This is a genomic window from Streptomyces sp. NPDC048612 (assembly GCF_043199295.1).
GTDB lineage: Bacteria > Actinomycetota > Actinomycetes > Streptomycetales > Streptomycetaceae > Streptomyces.
In genome coordinates this window covers 19,160-42,404 of the sequence record NZ_JBICVV010000010.1, presented here as the reverse complement: position 1 = coordinate 42,404, position 23,245 = coordinate 19,160, and the positions used below count along the sequence as shown (strand labels likewise).

Sequence of the window (23,245 nt, the reverse complement as noted above, 5' to 3'; positions counted from 1 at the left end):
TCGCCGTCACTTCGTGCTCACCGTCCTCGTGTCCCGCCCCGACCGCAGGACCGTCCCCGGTACCGCGCCGGTCACCACGTCCTCGCGGATCGTCTCGACACCGTTGACCCACACCGCGTTGATCCCGATCGCCCGGGAGTCCAGCCGCGGGCTGTCGCCGGGCAGGTCATGGACGAGGGTGGCCTTGCCCGCGTCGATCCGCTCGGGGTCGAAGAGGACCAGATCGGCGTGCCAGCCCTCCTCGATGCGGCCCCGTTCCCGCAGGCCGAAGAGCTGCGCGGGGTCGTCGGTCAGCATCTTCACGGCCTGCTCCAGGCCCATCAGCTTCCGGCCCCGGAGACAGTCACCGAGAAAGCGCGTCGTATACGGGGCGCCACACATCCGGTCCAGGTGCGCGCCCGCGTCCGAGCCGCCGAGCATGACGTCCTCGTGCTGCCAGGTCTCGGCGCGCAGCGCCCAGGAGTCCGGGTCGTTGTCGGTGGGCATCGGCCACAGGACGGTACGCAGCTGGTCGTTGGCGCAGATCTCGACCAGGCACGCGAACGGCTCCTGGCCGCGCTCGGCGGCGATGTCCTTGACGACGCGTCCGGTGAGGCCCTCGTTGGCGGCGGAGTAGGTGTCCCCGATGACGTACCGGCCGAAGTGGGTGAGCCGCCGGAAGACGCCCGCCTCCTTGCTGTCGGCGCGCCGCAGCATCTCGGCCCGGACGGCGGGGTCACGGAGCTGCGCGATCCGTTCGGGGACCGGCAGGCCCAGGATGTCGCCCCATCCGGGGATCAGGTTCAGGGCGCAGAAGGTCCCCAGGGACATGTTCATGGGGGTGAGGATCGGCATGGTCAGCGCCACGATCCGGCCGCCCGCCTCCCGGGCCCGTGCGCTGGGTATCAGCTGCCGCGGCACCCGTTCGGGCACGGCCGCGTCGATGGTCAGCACGTTCCAGTTCAGCGGGCGCCCGGCCGCCGCGCTCATCTCGACCAGCAGCTCGATCTCGGCGTCGCTGAACTGGTCCAGGCAGCCGGCCACGATCGCCTCGATCTGGGTGCCCTCGTGCTCGGCGACCGCCCGGGACAGCGCGAGCAGTTCGGCCGGTGCGGCGTGCCGGGAGGCGACCGGCTGTCCGTCCCCGTCGGTGTGGGTGGCGGACTGGGTGGTGGAGAAGCCCCACGCCCCGGCCGCCATCGCCTCGTGGAAGAGCGCGAGCATCCGCTCCAGCTGGGCGGGCGTCGGCTGTCCGCCGACGGCGTCCTCGCCCATGACGTGGCGGCGCAGTGCGCAATGCCCCACCATGAAGCCCGCGTTGACGGCGATCCGCCCCTCCAGGGCGTCGAGGTACTCGCCGAACGAGCTCCACGACCAGGGCGCCCCCTCTTCGAGCGCCACCAGGGACATGCCCTCGACCTTGGACATCATCCGGCGGGTGTAGTCGGCGTCGGCGGGCCGCTCCGGGTTCAGCGGGGCGAGCGTGAACCCGCAGTTGCCGCCCGCCACCGTCGTCACCCCGTGGTTGAGCGAGGGCGTCGCGTACGGGTCCCAGAAGAGCTGCGCGTCGTAGTGGGTGTGCGGATCGACGAAGCCGGGGGCGAGGACGAGCCCGCTCGCGTCCTCGCTGCTCCTCGCCTCCTCGGTGACGGTGCCGGGCGGCGCGACGACGGCGATCCGCCCGTCGCGGATGCCGACATCGGCGGTGAACGAGGGCGTGCCCGTCCCGTCCACAACGGTCGCGCCCTTGATCAGGTGGTCGAGCATGGGGTGCGCCCCCTTCCCCTCGGCGGACTTCAGCTGCCCGCGGCCTGCCGGAACCGGGTGGTGCGGTGCACCGGATCGGTGTCGATCTTCGGGATCACGTGCTCGCCGATGAGCCTGACCGTGTTCATCGTGTCCTCGTACGAGATCCCGATCGGCAGCCCGAAGCTCAGCTGGTCGGCGCCGGCCCGCTCCCAGCGCCTGCACTGTCCGAGCACCTCGTCCGGGTCGCCGCAGATCATCAGCTCCTCGGCGATCAGCAGCTCGATGATCTCGGTGGTGTAGTCGGGCAGCAGCTCGGGCCACTCGGGGATGCCGTCGGGCCGCGGGAAGGTGTCGTGGTAGCGGAAGACCAGCGACTGGAGGTAGTTGAGACCGCCGTTGACGGCGATCTCCACGGCCTTGTCGTGCGTCTCGGCGCAGATCGCGGTGGAGGTGACCATCACGTTGTCGTTGACGAAGTCACCGACCGGCTCGGCGTCCCGGACCGCCGTCTTGTACTGCTCCAGCACCCACTCCATGTCGGAGACCTTCTGCACGCTGAAGCCGAGGACCCCGAGGCCCTTCTTCGCCGCCATGGCGTAGGAGGCCGGTGAGCCGGCCGCGTACCACATCGGCGGGTGGGAGGCCCCGTACGGCTTGGGGAAGATCTTGCGCGGCGGCAGCTGCCAGTGTTTGCCCTGGAACCCGGCGTACTCCTCCTGGAGCCACATCTTCGGGAACTCGGCGATGGTCTCTTCCCAGATCTCCTTGGTGTGGTTCATGTCGGTGATGCCCGGCAGGAAGCCCAGGATCTCGTGGCTGCCGGCGCCCCGTCCGCTGCCGAACTCGAAGCGGCCCTCGCTGAGGTGGTCGAGCATGGCGACCTTCTCGGCCACCTTCACGGGGTGGTTGACCTGGGCGAGCGGGTTGAAGATCCCGGAGCCCAGATGGATGCGCTCGGTCGCGTGGGCCAGATAGCCGAGGAAGACGTCGTTGGCGGAGAGGTGGGAGTACTCCTCCAGGAAGTGGTGCTCGGACGCCCAGGCGTACTTGAAGCCGGACTTGTCCGCCTGGATGACGTACTCGGTCTCCTCCATCAGCGCCTTGTGCTCCGCGAGCGGGTCGGTCTCGGCCCGCTTGCCCACGTATCCCTGTACAAAGAGCCCGAATTCCAAGGAGGTTCACCGTCCCTGTGGCTATATCTGACGAACCGTCAGATCGGATGTGCCGACTGTTCCACCGCGTGCGGGGAGCGTCAAGAGCCGTCACCGGCGCTGTCTGACATGCCGTCAGATGACGCTGACCCCGGCCAGCCACCCGCCGTCGACCACGAACGGCTGCCCGGTGATGTACGACGAGTCCTCGCAGGACAGGAAGAGCGCCAGCCTGGCGACCTCCTCCGGCTGCCCGATCCGCCCCAGCGGCACCAGCTTCCGGTAGAGCTCGTCCACGGCCCGCTTCGACTCCGCCGGATCGGCGTCCGGGTCGAGCGCGGCCGGGTTGGTCATCGGGGTGTCCACCGCCCCCGGGCACACCGCGTTGACCCGGATCTTCCGCGACGCCAGCTCCACCGCGGCGACCCGGGTCAGCCCGAGGACCGCGTGCTTGGTCGCGGCGTACGCGCCGACGAAGGCCATCCCCGTCAGCGCCGTGTAGGAGGCGGTGTTGACGATCGTGCCGCCGCCGGCCGCCTCGATCTCGGGCGCCACCGTACGGATGCCCAGGAAGCAGCCGACCTGGTTGACCTGTACCACCTGCTGGAACTCCGCCAGGGGCGTGGAGACCAGCTCGTTGAAGCGCAGTATCCCGGCGTTGTTGACCAGCCCGTCGATCTTGCCGAAGGCGTTCTTGGCGGCGACGGCCGCGGCCTGCCAGTCCTCCTCCCGCGTCACGTCCAGACGGACGTAGCGCGCGGTGTCCTCCCCCAGCTCGGCGGCGAGCGCCGCACCCTGCTCGTCCAGCACGTCCCCGAGCACCACCCGCGCGCCCTCAGCGGCGAACAGCCGCGCCTCCTGCTCCCCCTGCCCGCGCGCCGCACCCGTGACCACGACGACCCGTCCGTCGAGCTTGCCCATGCCTGCACTCCTCCGCTGGTGCGTACGTGACCGCCGGGGCGTGCGCCGTCAGCCGTTGAGCAACGGCGCGACCTCCGCCCCGAACGCGGCCATCTGGTCCGTCAGTTCGGCGCGGCTCCGGCTGCGGAACCGCACCTGGATCTGCGCTACGCCCATCGCTCCGTACTCCCGCAGCGAGTCCGCGATCCGCTCGGCCGGCCCGGACAGGGTCCGCCGGCCGACCTCCCACCCCGGCTCGCCGACGTGCAGCGGCTCGGCGATGGTGCCGATCACCGCCGGCTCCTCGATGCCGGCCGCCTCCCGCAGCCGCCGCAGCCGGGTGATCTGGCCGGGCAGCTGGTCGCGCCGGTCCCCCTGCGGGAGCCAGCCGTCGCCCCGCTCGGCGGCCCGGCGTACGGCGGCGGGCGAGGAGCCGCCCACCCAGATCGGCGGCCGCGGGGTCTGCACGGGCCGCGGCGCCTGCCCCAGCCCCTCGAACGCGAACCGCTTCCCCGTGAACTCCGGGAACTCGTCGGGTCCCAGCGCCGCCTTCAGCGCGTCGACGGTCTCGTCGAGCACCGCCCCGCGCCGTCCGAAGTCCGCCCCGAGCACCGCGAACTCCTCCGGTACGTGTCCGGCGCCCACCCCCAGGATCAGCCGTCCGCCGGAGAGCCGGTCCAGCGTCGCGTACTGCTTGGCCGTGATCAGCGGATGCCGGAGCCCGGCCACCGCGACATGGCTCAGCAGCCGGACCCGCTCGGTGACCGCCGCCAGATGCGCCAGCGTCGCCACCGGGTCGTACCAGACGGTGCTCATCGCCTCGGCCAGCCGCCGCGGAATCGCCACATGCTCACAGCAGGCGACGTACGCGAAGCCGGCCCGGTCCGCCGCCCGCGCGACCTCGACCAGATCAGCGGGCCCCGCGGCCGCCTCCCAGGATTCCGCGAAGAGCGTGCTCTGCGACTGCACCGGCAACTGCATGCCGTACACCAGCCGACCGTCCGCCGGCCGCCACACCCCACCACGTACGCCGTCCACCGGCCCTCCAGCCCTGTCCGCCTCGGAGTTCGTCCCGCGCCCCGCTGCCGCTCACCCCGCCCACAGGCCCTCCGCCGTCAGCCCCAGCAGCGCGATCGCGTTCCCCCGGACGATCCGCTCCACCACGTCCGGCGCCAGGTGCCCCATCTGGTCCTCGCCGACCTCCCTCGACTTCGGCCAGGTCGAGTCCGAGTGCGGGTAGTCCGTCTCGTACAGCACGTTGCCCACGCCGATCGCGTCCAGGTTCCGCAGGCCGAAGGCGTCGTCGAAGAAGCAGCCGTGGACGTGCTCGGTGAAGAGCTCGGACGGCGGGCGGAGGACCTTGTCGGCGACGCCGCCCCAGCCGCGGTTCTCCTCCCAGACCACGTCCGCGCGTTCGAGGACATACGGAATCCAGCCGATCTGGCCCTCCGCGTACATGATCTTCAGGTTCGGGAAGCGGTCGAACTTCCCGCTCATCAGCCAGTCGACCATCGAGAAGCAGCAGTTGGCGAAGGTGATCGTGGAGCCGACCGCGGCCGGGGCGTCGGCGGAGGTCGAGGGCATCTTGCTGGACGAGCCGATGTGCATGGCCACGACCGTGCCGGTCTCGTCACAGGCGCGGAGGAAGGGGTCCCAGTAGTCGGTGTGGATGCTGGGCAGCCCCAGGTGGGGCGGGATCTCGCTGAAGCAGACGGCACGGACGCCGCGGGCCGCGTTGCGCCGTACTTCCGCGGCGGCCAGTTCGGCGTCCCACAGGGGGATCAGGGCGAGCGGGATCAGCCGCCCCCCGGCCTGCGGGCCGCACCACTCCTCCACCATCCAGTCGTTGTAGGCACGCACGCTCAGCAGGCCCAGGTCACGGTCCTTGGCCTCGGTGAACGTCTGGCCGCAGAAGCGGGGGAAGGTGGGGAAGCAGAGCGCGGACTGGACATGGTTGACGTCCATGTCGGCCAGCCGCTCGGGGACGCTGAAGGAGCCCGGCCGCATCTGCTCGTAGGTGATGCCTTCGAGCCTGATGTCGTCCCGGGCGTAGCCGACGGCGGTGTCCAGGCGGGTCAGCGGACGGTGCAGATCCTCGTAGACCCACCAGTCGGCTATGGGCCCGCCGTCACCTTCGGCGCCCATCTTCGGGGCGAACTTTCCGCCCACGAACGTCATTTCCTTCACGGGCGCCCGGACGATGCGCGGACCGAGGTCGTGGTACTTCGACGGGAGCCGGTCCCGCCAGACGTTGGGGGGCTCCACCGTGTGGTCGTCCACCGAGATGATCTTCGGGAAGGTCTCCATGGCGGATACGGTAGCGCCGATCTGACGGTCCGTCAGTAATGCGTGCACGGGCCGCTTCCGGAACGGGGAGGACCGCAGGCGGACGGCGGCCGGGGCGGGGTGCGGCCGCCGGAGAGGAGGGGCGCGGTCCGGCGTGATCGGGCCGCCACAGGGGCGCCCGTCGGCCACCGGGCGCGTGGAGGTGGACCTTCCGCGCGCCCTTGTGCGCTGGCGCATACGCCACTTGATCGCCCGAGGAGGCTTTGTGCATGCTCCGGACCCCTACTGACGTACGGGGCCGGGACAAGGCAGACTGACCGTTGCGCACGGTGAACCGATGCGAACGGTACGAACGGACGCACAAGGCAGGGGGACTCATGGACCACAGTCCGGGGCAGGGGCGGGAGCGGCTCCGCTTCTCCGTGCTCGGCCCCGTGCGGGCCTGGCGCGGCCATGCGCCGCTGGCTGCGGGCTCCCCGCAGCAGCGTGCGCTGCTCGCCGCACTGCTGCTGCGCGGCGGCCGTACCGCCACCGCACCCGAGCTCGTCGACGCGCTGTGGGGCGACGAACCGCCGCACGCCGCGCTCGCCGCCCTGCGCACCTACGCCTCACGGCTCCGCAAGGCGCTGGGCGACGACGCCGCCGCCCTGGTCAGCGAGTCCGGCGGCTACGCGATCCGCTCGGTGGACGGCCACCCGCTGGACCTGGACCATGACCACGCCGAGCAGTACGCGGCCGAGGCCGAGAAGGCCAAGACCGTCGGCGACCGCGGCCGCGCCCGCGAACTCCTCGACGCCGCGCTCGCCCTGTGGGACGGCGAGCCCCTGGCCGGCCTCCCCGGCCCGTACGCCGACACCCAGCGCACCCGCCTCGACGAGTGGCGGCTGACCCTGCTGGAGATGCGCCTCGAACTCGACCTGGAGGTCGGCTGCCACGCCGAGGCGGTCTCCGAGCTGACCGCCCTCACCGCCGCCCACCCGCTGCGCGAGCGGCTGCGGGAACTCCTCATGCTGGCGCTGTACCGCAGCGGGCGCCAGGCCGAGGCGCTGGCCGTCTACACCGACACCCGCCAGCTGCTCGACGAGGAGCTGGGCGTCGAACCCCGCGCCTCGCTCGCCGAACTCCAGCAGCGGATTCTCCGCGCCGACCCGGAGCTGGACGCGCCCGTCCTCGTCACCTTCGACGCGGACCCCGCCGGCCCCGCCATCGTGCGCCCGCAGCAACTCCCGGCCACCGTCGCCGACTTCACCGGCCGCGCCGCGTTCGTCTCCGAACTCGGCGACCAGCTCGCCACCGCCGAGGGCAGCGTCATGGCCGTCTCCGCCCTCACCGGCATCGGCGGCGTCGGCAAGACCACCCTGGCCGTCCATGTCGCCCACACCGCCCGCGACCACTTCCCCGACGGGCAGCTCTACGTCGACCTCCAGGGCGCCGGCCACACCCCCTCCGAACCGGTGGCCGTCCTCGGCGCCTTCCTGCGCGCCCTGGGGACACCCGACGCCTCCATCCCCGACGGCCTGGCGGAACGCTCCGCCCTCTACCGCTCCACCCTCGCCGGCCGCCGCGTCCTGGCCCTCCTGGACAACGCCCGGGACGCCTCCCAGGTCCGCCCGCTGCTGCCGGGGACCGAGGGCTGCGCCGCACTGATCACCAGCCGCGCCCGGATGAACGACCTGGCCGGGGCGCACCTCATCGACCTCGACGTGATGAGCCCGGAGGAGGCGCTCTCCCTCTTCACCCGCATCGTCGGCGAGGAGCGCGTCACCTCGGAGCGGAAGGCCGCCATGGCCGTCGTCGGCGCGTGCGGCTTCCTGCCGCTGGCCATCCGCATCGCCGCCTCCCGGCTGGCCGCCCGCCGTACGTGGACCGTCTCGATCCTGGCGAGCAAGCTCGCCGACGAACGCCGCCGCCTGGACGAACTCCGTGCCGGCGACCTCGCGGTCAAGGCCACCTTCGAACTGGGCTACGGCCAGCTGGAGCCCCAGCAGGCACGGGCCTTCCGCCTGCTGGGCCTGGCCGACGGGCCGGACATCTCCCTCACGGCGGCCGCCGCCATGCTCGACCTGGACGCCGACGAGGCCGAGGAACTGCTGGAGTCCCTCGTCGACACCTCCCTCCTGGAGTCCGCGGCCCCGGGCCGCTACCGCTACCACGACCTGGTCCGCCTCTACGCCCGCGCCTGCGCCGAACGCGATGAGCATCCGCCGTCGGAGCGGGATGCCGCGCAGTCGCGTCTGCTGGACTTCTACCTGGCGACCGCCGCGCGGATGTACGCACTCGAACGTCCGGGTGACCGCCTGATCGACCACATGGAGAGCACCAACTACCCGGGCCTCGTCTTCGACGGCCGTGCGGCGGCGCTGGAATGGCTGTTCAACGAGGCCGGATGCCTGCTCGCCTGCGCCCGGCAGTCCAGGAGCCCGGAAGCGCTGCGGCGGGCCGCCGACCTGCTGCTGCTCACCAAGGACCTGGCCGAATCGGGTGCCGCCGCGCTGCAGTACGAGCAGGCCAACGTCGCGCTGCTGACGGCGGCCCGGGAGGCCGGGGACCAGCACGCGGAGGCGCGTGCCCACCTCGCGCTCACCTACGTCCGGACGCTGTCGGGACGCCTGGACGAGGCCGACGGGAACGCCAAGTCCGCCATGCTGCTCGGACTCGCCTCCGAGGACCCCTACGTCTCCTCGTCCGCGCCCAACGACCGCGGCATCATCGCCAACGCGCAGCACCGGCACGCCGACGCGGAGGGCTACCTCCGGCAGGCCCTGTCCGCCTTCCGCGACGACAGCAACCAGCAGGCCGAGGCCAGCGCGCTGTGCAACCTCTCCCGCGTCCATCTGGACACCGGGCGGGTGGACAGCGCCATCGACCTGGCGGAAGAGGGGCTCGCGATATACCGCCGGCTGGGGGCCAAGCGCCGGCTCGCCAACGGAATGTACGCCCTCGCCCTCACCTACACCCAGGCCCAGCGGCTGGAGGAGGCGACCGAGCAACTCACCGCGGCGCTCGCCATCTTCAGGGACAGCCGGCAGCGCTTCTGGGAAGGGATGACCAACTTCCGGCTCGCCGAAGTGGAGCTCGCCGCCCACCGTCCGGCCACCGCGGCGAACCATGCCGAACAGGCGCTGACGGCCCTGCGGGGCATCGGCGGCGATTCCTGGCGCGCAACGGTACTCACCACGCTGGGACGCGCCCTGCACGCGCTCGGCCAGACGGGCCGCGCACGGGTCTGCTGGCAGGAGGCGCTGGCGATTTTCGAGCGCCTGGGCTCCCCGGATGGCAACGCTGTCCAGGCACTTCTCGCACCCACGGTGGTCGCATAAGCGCTTCCACCCAGCGGTGGACTCCGACGTTTATCGATCGTTCATCGCGGCGGGCCAGTCTTATCACCATCGATCCGCCGCCTCGGGGGGCAAGCGGCTCGGTGCCCAGGCCGCAGTTATGGTGAGCGGCCATGCTACGCCCGTCCGGCGACCCACGGGGGAGTCGCCGGCCGGGTGACCAAGCAGTAAGCGCCCACACAGGAGTTGATCCAAGTGAACGCCGACAACAAGGCCCCAGTCCCAGGTGACCGGGACATCATCCGGCCTATGGACAACCACCAGCCCATCAGTGGCGCCGGCGTCACCACGCAGGTGAAGAAGTCGGAAGAGCGGGACGTCCTCAAGCCCATGGACAACCACCAGCCCATCAGCGGGGCCGGCGTCGCCACACAGGCGAAGAAGTCGGAAGAGCGGGACGTCCTCAAGCCCATGGACAACCACCAGCCCATCGCCACACCCCTGACGGACGACAATCACCAGCCCACCCCGGGGAACGGCGCTTCGAAGAAGAGCTGATCCCGGTTCGACCACGGTCCCGGCAAGGGGCCGTAGCACCACCAGGGGGATATTCGGGGGAACGCAGGGGCCGGTTTCGATGGCATGGAGGGGGTGCCATCGAAACCGGCCCCTGCGGCTTTTTACCCGGCCGCAAAACTGGCGATATTTCTGCTATTTGCATGATGATCAAACATCTGCCTGCAATCACCGCTAGCGTGTTTTGAGAACGTCAATCTTCCCCGGCCTCACAGGAGTTGGAATGACCCGCACAAAGAAAGCCTTTATCGTCACCGGCATCACGCTGAGTGCGCTGGGAGTCGCCACGCTGCCCGCCACGGCCGACAATCACATGCCCGGCCCGCCCCACTCCCTGGCGGCCCAGGACCAGCACTCCACGGTGATATCGCTGGATCACCCCACCCCGCTGACGCCGATGGACAACCACATGCCCTGATCGCACCAGAGCGCACACGCGGCACCGCGCACAGCACCCGGGCCGCCGGCCGTCGCTCCGGGGCGGGCGCACGAACGGGGGCCGGGCTGACGCTCGGGCCCCGTTGCCATCTGACGTTTCGTCAGTTCTGGGTGCTACAGTGCCGCCTCCTTCATCTGCCCCGCGCTCAGCGAGGAGGCGCCATGTTCGACCCCGCCCGTATACAGACGCTCTGGGAACTGGTCGAGTACCGTGCGCGGGCCTCGGGTGGGAGGCCGATGTTCTTCGACGGGGACGGGCCGGCCGTCACCTTCGGCGGGGTGCGGGACGAGGCACTGCGGGTGGCGGCCGGGTTCCGGGAGCTGGGGATCGGGGCCGGGACGCGGGTGGCGTGGCAGTTGCCGACGCGGATCGAAACGGTGGTCGCTTCGCTGGCGCTGGCCCGGCTGGGAGCCGTACAGACACCGGTCATTCCGCTGCACCGGGAGCGTGAGACCGGCTTCGTCCTGGCGGAGTCGGCGGCGGAGTTCGTGCTGGTACCCGGCGTGTGGCGGGGGTTCGACCACACCGCGATGGTGCGGAAGCTCGCCGTGGAGGGGGTGCGGGTGCTGCCGGTCGGCGACGGGCTGCCGACGGGGGACCCGGCGGGGCTGCCCGAGGTGGCGCCCGGCGGCGACGGCGCCACCACCTGGATCTACTACACCTCCGGCACCACCTCCGCCCCCAAGGGCGTGCGGCACACCGATGCCGGCCTCATCGCCGGCGGCGTCGGGCTGGCCACCGCGCTCGGCATGTCCGCGGACGACATCGGCTCGATCGCCTTTCCGTACGCGCACATCGCCGGCCCGGACTACGTCATCGCCATGCTTGTCAGCGGATTTCCCGCGGTCATCCTGGACAGCTTCGAGCCGGGCCGCGCGGCCGCGGTCTACCGGCGGCACGGGGTCACCATGGCCGGCGGCAGCACCGCGTTCTACCAGGCGTTCCTGGACGAGTCGCGCCGCTACCGGCGGCAACTGCCGCACGCGGGGCGGCTGATGCCGTCACTGCGGCTGCTGTCCGGCGGCGGGGCGCCACTGCCGCCGGAGCTGTATGCGGCGGCCGGCCGGGAGCTGGAGTGCGCGGTCGTGCACGGGTACGGGATGACCGAGTGCCCGATGATCGCGATGGGGACGCCGTACGACAGCGACGAGCAGCTGTCGCGGACCGTCGGCAGGCCGGTCGTGGGGGCACGGGTGCGGATCGTGCGGCCGGACGGGTCGGAGGCCGGCACCGGGGAGACCGGCGAGGTCACGCTCAAGGGGACGATGCTCTTCCGCGGGTACACGGACCCAGCACTGACCGCGGAGGCGTTCACCGCCGACGGCTTCTTCCGCACCGGTGACCTGGGGCGACTGCGCCCGGACGGGCATCTGGTGCTGACCGGGCGGCTGAAGGACATCATCATCCGCAAGGGCGAGAACATCTCCGCGCAGGAGATCGAGGAGCTGCTGCACACCCATCCGGCGGTGGCGGAGGCCGCGGTGATCGGACTGCCGGACCGGGAGCGCGGGGAGCGGGTGTGCGCGGTGGTCACGCCCGCCGATCCGTCCGCGCCGCCACCGACCCTGGCCGGGCTGACCGCGCATCTGCGGGCGGCGGGACTGATGACCCAGAAGCTGCCGGAGCAGCTGGAGACCGTCCACGAGCTGCCGCGCGGCGGGCCGCTGAACAAGGTGCTCAAGACGGTGCTGCGGGAGCGGTACGCGGACTAGGGCCTGTCGTTCCGGCTGACCGGGCCTGACGGGGTCCGGCCGGGTCCCGGGGGTTCGTCCGGCCGGGGTCGTGCCGCGGTGTGGCGATGAGTTCCGGGGGCCGGTGGAGTCTTCACTGGGAACGGCACCGCGTGGGCGGGCCGCACCGGTGGCGGCCCGGCACGTACCGGCAGGACGTACCGTCAGGACGGAAGGACCCGGACGATGACCGAGACGATCGACTTCGCGGCGCAGGCCCGGCTGGTGTCGCAGCTCGCGGCCCGGACCGCCGAGGAGCAGCTCGATGACCCCACGCCGTGTGAGGAGTACGCGGTGCGCCATCTGCTGGGCCATCTCGTCGGTCTGTCCGCGGCCTTCCAGGAGGCGGCGCGCAAGAACATCGGGCCGGTGACCAGCGTCGATCCCGGTGCGGAGGTGCCCGATGTGGCGCCCGGCTGGCGCGAGGAGCTGGACCGGAACCTGCGGGGGATGGCCGAGGCCTGGCACGCCCCGGAGGCCTGGGAGGGCGAGACCCAGGCGGGCGGGGTGACCCTGCCGGCGGCCGTCGCGGGGCGGTTCGCGCTCAACGAGCTGGTGCTGCACGGCTGGGACCTGGCGCGCGCCACCGGTCAGGAGTACGCGCCCGACAGGGCCGGTCTCGGGGTCTCGTACGCGCTGCTCGCGCCGCTGGCCGAGAGCCCGGAGCGCGGGCCGTTCGGCCGGCCCGTGGCGGTGGCGGCGGACGCGCCGCTGCTGGACCAGGTGGTGGCGCTCAGCGGCCGCCGGCCCGGCTGGACGCCGCCGGCGGCGTAGCCGCGGGCCCCCGCCCGGTCAGGCGGGAGCGGGCCCCGGGGCGTCCTCCCGCAACCGGGTCTTGAGGATCTTGCCGCCGGCGTTGCGCGGGAGGGCGGCGACGAAGGCGACCTCCCGGGGGACCTTGTAGTTGGCCATCTCGCGGCGGGACCAGGCGATCAGGTCGTCGGCGGTGAGCAGGGAGCCGGCGCGGCGGACCGCGAAGGCCTTGCCCACCTCGCCGAGCCGCGGGTCGGGTATGCCGATGACGGCGACGTCGGCGATGTCCGGGTGGCGGCCGAGGAGTTGCTCTATCTCGGCGGGATAGGCGTTGAAGCCGCCGACGATGAACATGTCCTTGATGCGGTCGGTGATCCGGAGATTGCCCTCCGCGTCGAGCACGCCGACGTCGCCGGTGTGCAGCCAGCCGTCGGGGGTGAGCGCGCGGGCCGTGCCGGCCGGGTCCTCGAAGTAGCCGGACATCACGTGGTAGCCGCGGACCAGCACCTCGCCGGCCTCGCCGGGCGGCACCGGGCGGTCCGCTGCGTCGACGACCCGGACCTCGGTGCCGGGCAGCGCCCGGCCCGAGGTCGCGGCGATCACCTCGGGCGGATCGCCGCGGCGGCACATCGTGACCACGCCCGAGCTCTCCGACAGGCCGTACGCGGTCAGCACGGTGGCAATCCCCAGCTCGCTGCGCAGCCGCTCGACCAGCTCCAGGGGGACCACGGCGGCGCCGGTGACCACCAGGCGCAGCGCGGTCAGGTCGTGCCGGGAGCGGGCGGGGTGGTCGAGGAGCTGCTGATGGAGGGTGGGCGGGCCGGGCAGTACGGAGATCCGCTCGGCGGCGATCTTGGCGAGCGCGGTCTCCACGCTGAAGACCGGCTGCGGGATCATCGTCGCGCCGCGCAGCAGGCAGGCGATGATCCCGGCCTTGTAGCCGAAGGTGTGGAAGAACGGGTTGATGATCAGGTAGCGGTCGCCCTCCTGGAGGCCGGCCATTTCGCTCCAGACGTCATAGGCGCGCAGGGTCTGCGCATGGGTGAGCACGGCGCCCTTGGGATGGCCGGTGGTACCGGAGGTGAAGATGATGTCCGAGGGGGTGTCGGGGCGCAGGGCGTCGGCCCGGTCGCGGACGGTCTCCGCGGGCACCGCGGCCCCGCCGGCCAGGAACCCCCGCCAGGTGACGAAGTCGTCGGGGGCGTCGTCGGAGAGCACCACGACCTTCTCCAGCCGCGGCAGTCCGGGCAGCGGACCGGTGCCGCTGCCGTCCCGGGCGGCGCGGCGGAGCGCGGCGACGTAGGACGTGCCGAGGAAGGTTCCGGTGACGAAGAGGAGCTTGGCGCGGGTGCGGCGCAGGACGTAGGCGGCCTCGGTGCCCTTGAAGCGGGTGTTGACGGGCACGAGGACGGCGCCCGCGGTGACGGCGCCGAGGGCGGAGACGATCCAGTCGAGGGTGTTGGGCGCCCAGACGGCCACCCGGTCGCCGGGCGTGACCCCGGCGGCGATGCAGGCGGCGGCCGCCCGCTCGACCCGTTCGCCCAGTTCGGCGTACGAGACCCGGGTGCGGCCCTCGACCACGGCCTCCCGGGAGCCGTACCGCAGGGCGGCGGCGCGCACCAGACGGGGGATGGCGCCGTACTCCAGGTCCGCCCGCGCATCGAGGTCGTCACGCATCGCACTGCCTCCCGACGAAGAGCCCGTACGCCACTAGCTGACTGCCCGTCAGATTAGCGGTAGCCTCCTCCGCTGTCAGTACTGGCGGCCGACCACGGAGGTGGCCATGGGGGCGACCCTCAAGGACGCGACGGCGATAGCCGGCATCGGACAGACCCCGTTCGCCCGACAACTCCCGGAATCCGAGAAGACCCTGGCCTGCCGGGCGATCGTCGCGGCACTGGACGACGCCGGGATCGACCCCTCGGAGGTGGACGCCCTCGCCTCCTACACCATGGAGGAGACCGACGAGGTAGAGATAGCCAAGGCCATCGGCGCCGGGGACCTCACCCACTTCTCCAAGGTCGGCTTCGGCGGCGGGGGTTCCTGCGCCACGGTGGCCCATCTGGCCGCCGCCATCGCCACCGGCCAGGCGAGCGTCGGCGTCGCCTGGCGGTCCCGCAAGCGCGGCTCGGGGCCGCGCCCCTGGAAGAACACCCGGGTCCAGCTGCCCACCCCGGGACAGTGGACCCGCCCCTTCGGGCTGCTGCGCCCCGCCGACGAGATCGGCATGCTGGCCCGCCGCTATATGCACGAATACGGCGCCACCCGCGACCACCTCTTCAACGTCGCGCTCGCCTGCCGCAACCGGGCCAACCAGAACCCGGCCGCGATGATGTACGAGCGGCCGCTGACCCGCGAGATGTACATGACCGCCCGCTGGATCAGCGAGCCCCTCTGCCTCTTCGACAACTGCCTGGAGACCGACGGCGCGCTGGCCTGTGTCGTGGTCTCCGCCGAGCGCGCCCGCGACTGCCGCCAGCGGCCCGTCTACGTCCACTCCGCCGCCCAGGGCCTGCCCGCCCAGCACCACGGCATGGTCAACTACTGGAACGAGGACCCGCTCACCGGCCCCGCCTGGGCGGCCGCCCGGCACCTGTGGAAGGGCGCCGATCTCGGCCCGCAGGACGTCGACGTGGCACAGATCTATGACGCCTTCACCCCCCTGATCCCCCTCTCGCTGGAGGGCTACGGCTTCTGCGGACGTGGTGAGGGCGCGGCCTTCACCGAGGGCGGCGCGCTGGAGATCGGCGGCCGGCTTCCGCTCAACACTGGCGGCGGTGGCCTGTCCGAGGCGTATGTGCACGGTTTCAACCTGATCAACGAAGGCGTCAAGCAGCTGCGCGGCACCAGCACCGCGCAGGTCCCCGACGCCGCCACCTGCCTGGTCACCGCGGGCGAGGGAGTCCCCACCTCGGCCCTGCTGCTGAGGAGTTGATACGTCATGAGCACTCGGGAGTCCGCTCGTGAGCCACGGCGTGAGCCGCCGCCTGAGCCCCTCCGGGAATCCGCCCGGGAGTCGGTCCGTGAATCCGTCCGTGAATCCGTTCGCGAAGCCATGACACCGATCGTGGCACCCGCCACTGACAATCCCTCCGACAGCGGCGACGGCCTGCTGCTTCCCGTCCCGGACGAGGACGGTGCGCCCTTCTGGGAGTACGCCGCCCGGGGCGAACTGCGCATCCAGGCCTGCGCCGACTGCGGCGCGCTGCGCTTCCCGCCCCGCCCCTGCTGCCCGCACTGCCGGTCCTTCACCGCGCGCTGGCAGCGGATGAGCGGCCGCGGCCGTATCTGGTCCTATGTCGTGCCGCACCCACCGCTGCTGCCCGCGTACGCCGCACAGCCGGGCTACAACGCGATCGTGGTGGAGCTGGCCGAATCCCCGCGCATCCGCCTCGTCGGCAACCTCGTCACCGCCGCCGACGCCCCCCTCAACTCCGTCGACCCGGCCCGGCTGCGCATAGGCGCCCCCGTGAAGGCCGCCTTCCACACCATGCCGGGAGGCGTGACCGTCCCCCGCTGGCTCCTGGAGCGGCCATGACGGTCCGCACGGAGATCAAGGACGGGGTCGCGCTGGTCACCCTCGACCGGCCCGAACGGCACAACGCCATCGACCTCGCCACCGCCGCCGAACTCGCCGAGATCTGGCGGGCGTTCCGCCACGACGACACCGTACGGGCCGTGGTGCTCACCGGCGCCGGCGGCCGGGCCTTCTGCACCGGTGTCGACCGCTCCGTCGACGTCCCCCAGCCGTCCTCCCCCTACTCCCTCGACGACCCGCTGCTCCGTATCGGCCCCAAGGCCAACGACCTGTGGAAACCGGTGATCGCCGCCGTCGAGGGCATGGCCTGCGGCGGCGCGTTCTACCTCCTGGGCGAGGCCGAGTTCCTCGTCGCCGCCGAGAACGCCACCTTCTTCGACCCGCACACCACCTACGGGATGGTGAGCGCCTACGAGTCCGTCTTCATGGCACAGCGGATGCCCTACGGGGAGGCCGCCCGGCTGGCCCTGATGGGGACCGCGGAGCGGCTCGGCGCCGCGCGCGCCTACCGGATCGGCCTGGTCTCCGAGCTGACCGCGCCCGGCGCCGCGGCCGAGGTGGCACTGCGGCGCGCGGCCGTCCTCGCCGACCGGCCCACCGGGGCGGTCCAGGGGACCGTACGCGCCCTCTGGGCGGCCAACGAGACGGCCAGAGCGCAGGCCCTGGCGCACGCGCCGCAGCTGATCGCGCTGGGCAACCTGCCCCCGGACCGGCAGGCCGCGCTGTTCGCCGCCCGGAAGCGGGACGGCGGGCAGCAAGGCGGCCGGGACGGCGGGCCGAGCGGTCACCCCCTGGTCAGGTGACCCCTACATACGGGTCTTCTGCGCCCGGGTGATCTCGCAGGTGAACCAGAACTGCCCGATGGACGACTGGTTGACGGTGTACTTGGCGGTGTACGTCTCGGTGTCCCCGGGGCCGACGACGATCGAGCGCTCGTGCAGCCCGTACGCCTTGCCGTCGGCCGGCTTGGCCTTCATCCAGTTGACGGCCATGTCGTAGGAGAAGGAATCGTTCAGGGACGGGTTGGTGATGGAGACCGTATAGGTGAACTGGCGCAGCGAATCGGAGAAGTCGCAGCCGCTGCCGCGGGCGTCCGACCGCCCGTCCGGGTCGTAGGTCTCCTGGGTCGGCGAGGGCGAGTAGCTGGGCTCGTACGACGGGGACGCGTCGTAGCCGCTGGTGGACGTGGGGCTGGGGAAGGAGACCGGCACCTTCACCCGGGGCCGGCTGAAGGCACAGCCGCCGGCCGTCGCCACCGTCACCAGCGCCAGCCCGGCCGCCACCGCGACCCTGGTACCCCTACGGGTACCCCCGCGGCTGCCCGTGGCTGTGCGCATGCGCTGCTTCATTCCGTCCACTCCCCCGTGGAAAAACGCTGAGCCGTCACTCTTCAGTTGACGCGTGCACGGCACCCTAGCAAGCGCCGGTGACACCCCTGACGGCCCCGGCAGCGCATGCGGGCGTACATGCCTCGCGAGGGCAGAGGCGCAGGCGTAGCGTCGGTCCCGGAGGATGACCGGACGACCCGAAGCGAGGCGACGCCCGTGGTGCGCAACGTTCTCGGGTCGCTGATCGCCCTCGCCGGAGCGGCGGCCGCCGTCTGGAGCCCCTTCCGTCCCTGGTACGACGGCCGTCGCGGGAGCGACGTGCGGATCGAGGACCTCTTCAACGGGCTCACGCACGACAGCGCCGCGCTCTTCGGCTCCGTACTCCTCCCCATGGCCTTCGCCGCCCTGCTGACCCTGATCGGGGTCGCCCTGCGCTCCCGGGGGCTGATCACCCTCGCGGGCCTGGTGGTACTGGGGTTCACGATTCTGTGGATGGTCCGCCAGGGACAGGCCGCGAGCGAGCTGACGGCCGGCGCCCGCGGTCTCGGCATCGGCGTCGCCAACGCCCTGGGCGGCGGCGCGCTGCTGCTGCTCGGCGCCCTCGTCATGAGCGGCCGCCCCCGCCGCTCCTACGGCCCCGACTACGACGACGGCCGGTACGACGACGGCCGCTACGGGCGCCATGGGTACGACGAGCGCTACGACGAGCGGGGGCCGTACGACCCGTACACGCCCTATCCGCCGGGGACGCCCGAGCCGTGGGACGCGGGACGTCCCGGTGCCGAGGAGTGGAACCCGGAGCCGTACTCGACCGGCCCCAACCCCGCCGCGCCCCCGGCCGGTCCCGGAGGTGTCCCCTACGGACAGCAGGAGGACACCCCCACCACCCCCCTGCCGGTCACCCCGCCACCACCACCGCCCCCGCAACAGCAACAGCAACAGCAACAGCAACAGTGGACGCAAGCACAACAGCAGCCACAACAACCGCCCGTACAGCAGCCGCAGCAGCCGCAGCAGCCGCCACAGCAGCAAGCTCCCCCGCCGCCACCGACCCTGCCGGCCCATAAGCAGCCGCCCACGCCTCCGGTGGAGTGGGGCAGAGATCAGCGCCGGCCGCCTCCCCCGCCACCCGAACGGACCGACCGCCCGGATCAGCCCGGCCGGCCCGGCATGCCCGACGCCCCCGAACGGCGCGAACAGCCCCCGGAGGAACGGGAGTAGACACCCGGGCGACCAGGCGGGGACACCGTCCCGGCCGTCAGCTGGCCCCCGGCCGTCAGCCGCCCGCGGCCGTCACGACCGCCGCGCCAGCCCCGTCCCCTTGCCCGCGTCCAGGGCGTACACACAGCGGTCCTTGCTGCACGCGTACACCACACCGCCGACCGCGATCGGGGAACCGGTGATCTCGCCGCCGGTCTCCAGCTTCCAGCGCAGCTGGCCGCCCATCGCGTCGAGCGTGTAGAGGCAGTGGTCGGCGGAGCCGAAGTGCACCCGGCCCTCCGCGACGACCGGGGCGCCGATGACCTCCGCGCCGGCCTGGAACCGCCAGCGCGGGGTGCCGGTGACCGCATCGAGCGTGTAGAGCGCCTTGCCGCTACCCAGATGCACCGCACCGTGTGCGACCAGCACCGGTTCGGTGGACTGCCGGGCCTCGGTGGCGATCCGCCAGCGGTCGCGCCCGTCCGCCGGGTCCAGCGCGTAGACCGTGCCGAGGTAGTCCGCCAGATAGACCCCGCCGCCGGTGACGGCCGGGCCGGGGGCGAAGGCGGGCGGGCTCAGGAACACCGCGGGCGCCTCGAAGTGCCAGCGCACGTCGCCGCGCGCGATGTCGATCGCCAGCACCCGGGTACCGGCCACGACATAGACCGCCCCGTCCGAGGCGGGCAGCAGCCGCATCGGCACCCCGCCGCAGGCCGCGGCGTCGCCCACCGGGTACGACCAGCGCTCGGCGCCGGTCCGGGCCTCCAGCGCCTTGAGCCGGGCATCGGCCCAGACGAAGACCGTGCCCTCGTGCACCACGGGCCCGGCCTCGGCGGTCTCGAAGTCGGTCTGGACGCCGCCGGTCTCCCACAGCAGTTCGCCGTTGGCGGCCTCCCAGGCCTGGATGCCGCCCCCGCGGGTGCTGGTGACGACGGTCCCGCGGTCGACCTTGAGGGCGTAGACCCAGCCCTCGGTGTTCAGCCGCCAGCGCTCGGTGCCGTCGTCGGCGTCCAGGGCGTACAGGCTCGGGCCGTCCGAGGCATGGATGCGGCCGTCCGCGACGGCCATCGCCCAGGCGACGTCACGGGTCTTGAACTTGCGCCGCCCGCTGGCCACATCGAGCGCGTGCACCTCGAAGGAGGTGACGTAGAGCAGGTCGCCGGCGACGGCGGGGGTGCCCCACACGTCGTTCGACATCCGGAACCGCCAGGGGCGCCAGCGGCCCGGCTCGGCGGGCGGGGCCTCGGGCGGCGGGGGCGGTGCGGCCTCGTTGCGGGCCGGGCTCTCCCCGCCGTGCGCCGGACCCTGCGGGGGCACCCCGGTCGTGGGTCCGGCGCCGGGCGGCCGTACCCAGTTCGTCGCGGCACCGGCCTGCGCGCGCGGCGGCGGTGCCTCGGCGCGCGGCCCGGGCCCTATCGGGGCGTGCGAGCCACCGAGCTGTACGGGACCGGCGGCGCCCTCACCGGGGGCCGCCGACGGGGCGGGCGCTGCGGAGGAGAACGCGGCGGCGGGGGACGGCGCGGAGGCGGGCGGCGGTGCGGAGACCGGCGTCACCCGGGCCGTGGAGGCGTCCGGGCCGAGGACCGCGGGCTGCGGCATCGGGCCCGGGTGGGCACCGCGCGGGTCGCCGCGGTGCGCGCCGGGGCCCGCGCCGATCTGGCCGGGCCAGCCGGACTCCGCGACGGCGGCGGGGGCGCGCTCCGGCCGCGGCGGGGCCTGGACGGGGGCGGGCATCGGGGGTGACACGGGCGGGGCCTGCGGTGCGGCGGGCGCCGGGCGGGCGGAGCCGCGGCCGGCGGCGGCCCGCTGACCGTTGGCGGGCACGGTGGTGCGGCCGCCGCGCCGGCCCTCGATGAGGCCCACCGCGCCGGGCGGCAGCCAGGCCGAGGCGGTACCGCTGTCATCGCTGCCGGAGCCGAAGAGGTGCGGCGCGAGCTGGGACTGGAGATCGGCGGGGGACGGCCGCTGGCCGGCCTCCATCTGCATGCAGGACTCCATGAGCGGACGGAGTTCGTCCGGCAGCCCCGCCAGGTCGGGGCCCTCGCGCAGCAGCATGAAGACGGTCTCGACGGGGTTGGCACCGTGGAACGGCGCGTGCCCGGTGGCGGCGAAGACCAGCGTCGACCCGAGGGAGAAGACATCGCTCGCGCCCGTCACACTGCGCGAGTCACGGGCCTGCTCGGGCGACATGTAGGCGGGCGTGCCCACGGCCACATTGGTCATCGTCAGCCGGGTGTTGGACACCCCGGAGGCGATACCGAAGTCGATCACCCGGGGGCCGTCCTCGACGACCAGTACGTTCGACGGCTTCAGGTCGCGGTGCACCAGGCCCGCGCCGTGGATGGACTGCAGCGCCTCGGCGATCCCGGCCGCCAGCCAGCGCACCGCCTGGGCCGGGAGCGGCCCGCACTCATTGACTATTTCCTCAAGGGAGGGCGCGGGGACATAGGCCGTCGCGAGCCAGGGCACCGCCGCGCGCGGGTCGGCGTCCACCACCGCGGCCGTGTAGAAGCCGCTGACCGCGCGGGCCGCCTCGACCTCGCGGGTGAAGCGGACCCGGAACAGCTGGTCCTCGGCGAGCTCGGTACGCACCGTCTTGATCGCCACGCGCCGGCCGGACGCCGAGCGTGCCAGATAGACCAGCCCCATGCCGCCGGCCCCGAGACGGCCGAGCACCTCGAACGGCCCGATCCGCCGGGGATCGTGCTGCGTCAGCTGCTTCAGCTGCTCCACCACTTACCTGCCACCTCCCCGTGGGGCGTTGAAAGAGACTCTCAATTGCCACGATTTGCCGAGAGCCACTGCCCCGTGCAGCGTCTCACCGCCTGGCCGAAACGGCCGTACGCGTGCTGATTCTTCCTGGCCGAGCCGACGGTTGCGAACCCGGGGCCTGTCCGCCGTGTCACGGCATACCCCCCGTAGCCCGCACCGGGTCCGTTACCCGACGTCATCCAACCCCGCCTGACGTGCTCCGATACGTCCTGCGACGGGCGATTGCCCACCGGGTTACCGCTCGGTCGCGGGTCCCCTGCGCGGGGCACCGCCCGCCCTGCGGACGTTCACCACTTCGTTTGACGCGCCCATGAGGAGAACGGTTGAGCTTCCCCGGCATCCGGTCGCCGCGATGCTCCGCACGCTGCCGCCCCACCGGCCGCACACACCCGCCCCCCATCACGCCTGGCCTCCCCGCCGTCACGTCCGCCCCACGCTCCAATTCTGCGTGTTCGAAGGTCATTTCGGCGCACGCGCGCCGGGCGTGGCGCCTTGAATGACACCGGGGCAGCCGGAAGCAACGGCCGCCGCGGCGGCCATATGTCCACGCTAGTACCGGTTCGCGCAGTACGCTCGGCAGAGATTCGAACACGGGATCGATTACTGAGAGGCCCGAAGGGCCCGGCGCCACCGACGGGAGAGAAGGGGGCGGAGTTCAACTGACGGCCATCGTCGTGCACTTGTTGGACGGAGGGTGACCACTTATCCACCGAAGTTGTCCACAGGCTGTTGATAACACCGTTCACCGGTTCGGACCAAGCGGCGGCATTCGAGCCGTGAGTGCGGACCGGCCCGCCGGCACGGCACTCCCCGGGGCCACCCACCCCTAACTCCCCCATCCCCATTTGCAGGCAGCCAAATCGCGCTCCGATCACCCCTCGGTAAGCTGACGGCATGACAGGACAAGTTCGAACCGTCGACGGCAGAGTTGCCGGCCGCCGCGGACAGGCGACGCGGCAAAAGCTTCTCGACTGCCTCAGTGAAATGCTCAGTTCGTCCCCCTATCGGGACGTCAAGGTCATCGATGTAGCCCGAAAAGCGGGGACTTCACCCGCAACGTTCTATCAGTACTTCCCGGACGTCGAGGGTGCCGTCCTCGAAATCGCCGAGGAGATGGCCAAAGAAGGCGCCACTCTGACCGATCTTGTCGCCGGACGCTCCTGGGTGGGCAAATCCGCCTGGCAGGCCGCGGAGGATCTGGTCGAGGGCTTTCTCTCCTTCTGGCGCAAGAACGACGCCATTCTGCGCGTCGTCGACCTGGGTGCCGCCGAGGGCGACAAGCGTTTCTACAAGATCCGCATGAAGATCCTCAATGCCGTCACCAACTCCCTTACCGACTCCATCAAGGACCTGCAGAGCAAGAGCAAGGTCGACAAGGACGTGAGCCCGGCCGCCATCGCCGGCTCGATGGTCGCGATGCTGGCCGCGGTCGCCGCGCACCAGAAGGGCTTCCAGAGCTGGGGCGTCAAGCAGGCCGAGCTCAAGCCGAATCTCGCGCTGCTGGTGCACCTCGGTGTCACCGGCAAGAAGCCGACCAAATAACCGAAGCATCCGCGAGAGCGGTCG

The 23,245-nt window shown here is 72.1% G+C and carries 18 protein-coding genes; 10 read left to right on the top strand and 8 right to left on the bottom strand.

The window, feature by feature from the left end; translation table 11 throughout:
* Positions 1–6: 6 nt before the first annotated feature.
* The 5 genes from ACGFN2_RS17225 to ACGFN2_RS17205 form a co-directional block, all read right to left on the bottom strand.
* Positions 7–1,746, bottom strand: coding sequence for an amidohydrolase family protein (locus ACGFN2_RS17225; protein WP_393360990.1), 1,740 nt, complete (start codon positions 1,744–1,746; stop codon positions 7–9).
* 29 nt (positions 1,747–1,775) lie between these two features.
* A complete protein-coding gene (locus ACGFN2_RS17220) occupies positions 1,776–2,900 on the bottom strand; it encodes an LLM class flavin-dependent oxidoreductase (protein WP_362602830.1) in 1,125 nt (374 codons plus the stop codon).
* A 114-nt stretch (positions 2,901–3,014) separates the two neighbouring features.
* Positions 3,015–3,800, bottom strand: coding sequence for an SDR family NAD(P)-dependent oxidoreductase (locus tag ACGFN2_RS17215; protein WP_393360987.1), 786 nt, complete (start codon positions 3,798–3,800; stop codon positions 3,015–3,017).
* 48 nt (positions 3,801–3,848) lie between these two features.
* On the bottom strand, positions 3,849–4,760 hold the full coding sequence (locus tag ACGFN2_RS17210; protein ID WP_362602937.1) for an LLM class F420-dependent oxidoreductase: 912 nt from the start codon (positions 4,758–4,760) through the stop codon (positions 3,849–3,851).
* 108 nt (positions 4,761–4,868) lie between these two features.
* Positions 4,869–6,086, bottom strand: coding sequence for an amidohydrolase family protein (locus tag ACGFN2_RS17205; protein ID WP_362602836.1), 1,218 nt, complete (start codon positions 6,084–6,086; stop codon positions 4,869–4,871).
* 356 nt (positions 6,087–6,442) lie between these two features.
* Here ACGFN2_RS17205 and ACGFN2_RS17200 point away from each other — a divergent pair, with 356 nt between their 5' ends.
* The 5 genes from ACGFN2_RS17200 to ACGFN2_RS17180 all read left to right on the top strand — a co-directional run bounded on the left by ACGFN2_RS17200 (position 6,443) and on the right by ACGFN2_RS17180 (position 12,862).
* Entirely contained in the window at positions 6,443–9,385 is a 2,943-nt protein-coding gene (locus ACGFN2_RS17200) for a BTAD domain-containing putative transcriptional regulator (RefSeq protein ID WP_393360984.1), read from the top strand.
* 267 nt (positions 9,386–9,652) lie between these two features.
* Positions 9,653–9,901 carry a hypothetical protein gene (locus tag ACGFN2_RS17195; RefSeq protein ID WP_393360981.1) on the top strand — a complete coding sequence of 83 codons (249 nt, stop codon included), beginning with the start codon at positions 9,653–9,655 and terminating at the stop codon, positions 9,899–9,901.
* A gap of 241 nt (positions 9,902–10,142) precedes the next feature.
* On the top strand, positions 10,143–10,337 hold the full coding sequence (locus tag ACGFN2_RS17190; RefSeq protein ID WP_393360978.1) for a hypothetical protein: 195 nt from the start codon (positions 10,143–10,145) through the stop codon (positions 10,335–10,337).
* A 182-nt stretch (positions 10,338–10,519) separates the two neighbouring features.
* The gene (locus tag ACGFN2_RS17185) at positions 10,520–12,070 is read left to right on the top strand and encodes a class I adenylate-forming enzyme family protein (protein ID WP_393360975.1); all 1,551 of its coding nucleotides are present in this window, start codon (positions 10,520–10,522) and stop codon (positions 12,068–12,070) included.
* Positions 12,071–12,274: 204 nt separating this feature from the next.
* Positions 12,275–12,862 carry a TIGR03086 family metal-binding protein gene (locus ACGFN2_RS17180; RefSeq protein WP_362602851.1) on the top strand — a complete coding sequence of 196 codons (588 nt, stop codon included), beginning with the start codon at positions 12,275–12,277 and terminating at the stop codon, positions 12,860–12,862.
* Between the two features lie 18 nt (positions 12,863–12,880).
* Here the strand turns inward: ACGFN2_RS17180 and ACGFN2_RS17175 are convergent, their stop codons facing one another.
* A complete protein-coding gene (locus tag ACGFN2_RS17175; protein ID WP_393360971.1) occupies positions 12,881–14,518 on the bottom strand; it encodes a FadD3 family acyl-CoA ligase in 1,638 nt (545 codons plus the stop codon).
* A 106-nt stretch (positions 14,519–14,624) separates the two neighbouring features.
* On the opposite strand from ACGFN2_RS17175, the gene ACGFN2_RS17170 reads away from it, so the two are divergent.
* From ACGFN2_RS17170 to ACGFN2_RS17160, 3 genes are all read left to right on the top strand, one after another.
* Entirely contained in the window at positions 14,625–15,776 is a 1,152-nt protein-coding gene (locus tag ACGFN2_RS17170) for a lipid-transfer protein (RefSeq protein WP_362602856.1), read from the top strand.
* A gap of 120 nt (positions 15,777–15,896) precedes the next feature.
* Positions 15,897–16,379, top strand: a complete 483-nt coding sequence (locus ACGFN2_RS17165) for a Zn-ribbon domain-containing OB-fold protein (RefSeq protein ID WP_393360967.1) — start codon at positions 15,897–15,899, stop codon at positions 16,377–16,379.
* Positions 16,376–17,182, top strand: coding sequence for an enoyl-CoA hydratase/isomerase family protein (locus ACGFN2_RS17160; RefSeq protein WP_393360964.1), 807 nt, complete (start codon positions 16,376–16,378; stop codon positions 17,180–17,182). Before ACGFN2_RS17165 ends, ACGFN2_RS17160 begins: the two co-directional genes overlap by 4 nt.
* 3 nt (positions 17,183–17,185) lie before the next feature.
* Here ACGFN2_RS17160 and ACGFN2_RS17155 read toward each other — a convergent pair whose 3' ends face one another.
* The gene (locus tag ACGFN2_RS17155; RefSeq protein ID WP_362602865.1) at positions 17,186–17,716 is read right to left on the bottom strand and encodes a hypothetical protein; all 531 of its coding nucleotides are present in this window, start codon (positions 17,714–17,716) and stop codon (positions 17,186–17,188) included.
* Positions 17,717–17,923: 207 nt separating this feature from the next.
* Between ACGFN2_RS17155 and ACGFN2_RS17150 the strand changes: the two genes are divergently transcribed.
* Complete coding sequence (locus tag ACGFN2_RS17150; RefSeq protein WP_393360960.1) at positions 17,924–18,928, top strand: hypothetical protein; 1,005 nt, start codon at positions 17,924–17,926, stop codon at positions 18,926–18,928.
* Between the two features lie 72 nt (positions 18,929–19,000).
* Here ACGFN2_RS17150 and ACGFN2_RS17145 read toward each other — a convergent pair whose 3' ends face one another.
* Positions 19,001–21,631: a PQQ-binding-like beta-propeller repeat protein gene (locus ACGFN2_RS17145; protein WP_393361454.1), complete on the bottom strand. Its 2,631-nt coding sequence runs from the start codon at positions 21,629–21,631 to the stop codon at positions 19,001–19,003.
* Positions 21,632–22,573: 942 nt separating this feature from the next.
* On the opposite strand from ACGFN2_RS17145, the gene ACGFN2_RS17140 reads away from it, so the two are divergent.
* Complete coding sequence (locus tag ACGFN2_RS17140) at positions 22,574–23,221, top strand: TetR family transcriptional regulator (protein ID WP_362602874.1); 648 nt, start codon at positions 22,574–22,576, stop codon at positions 23,219–23,221.
* Positions 23,222–23,245 lie beyond the last annotated feature (24 nt).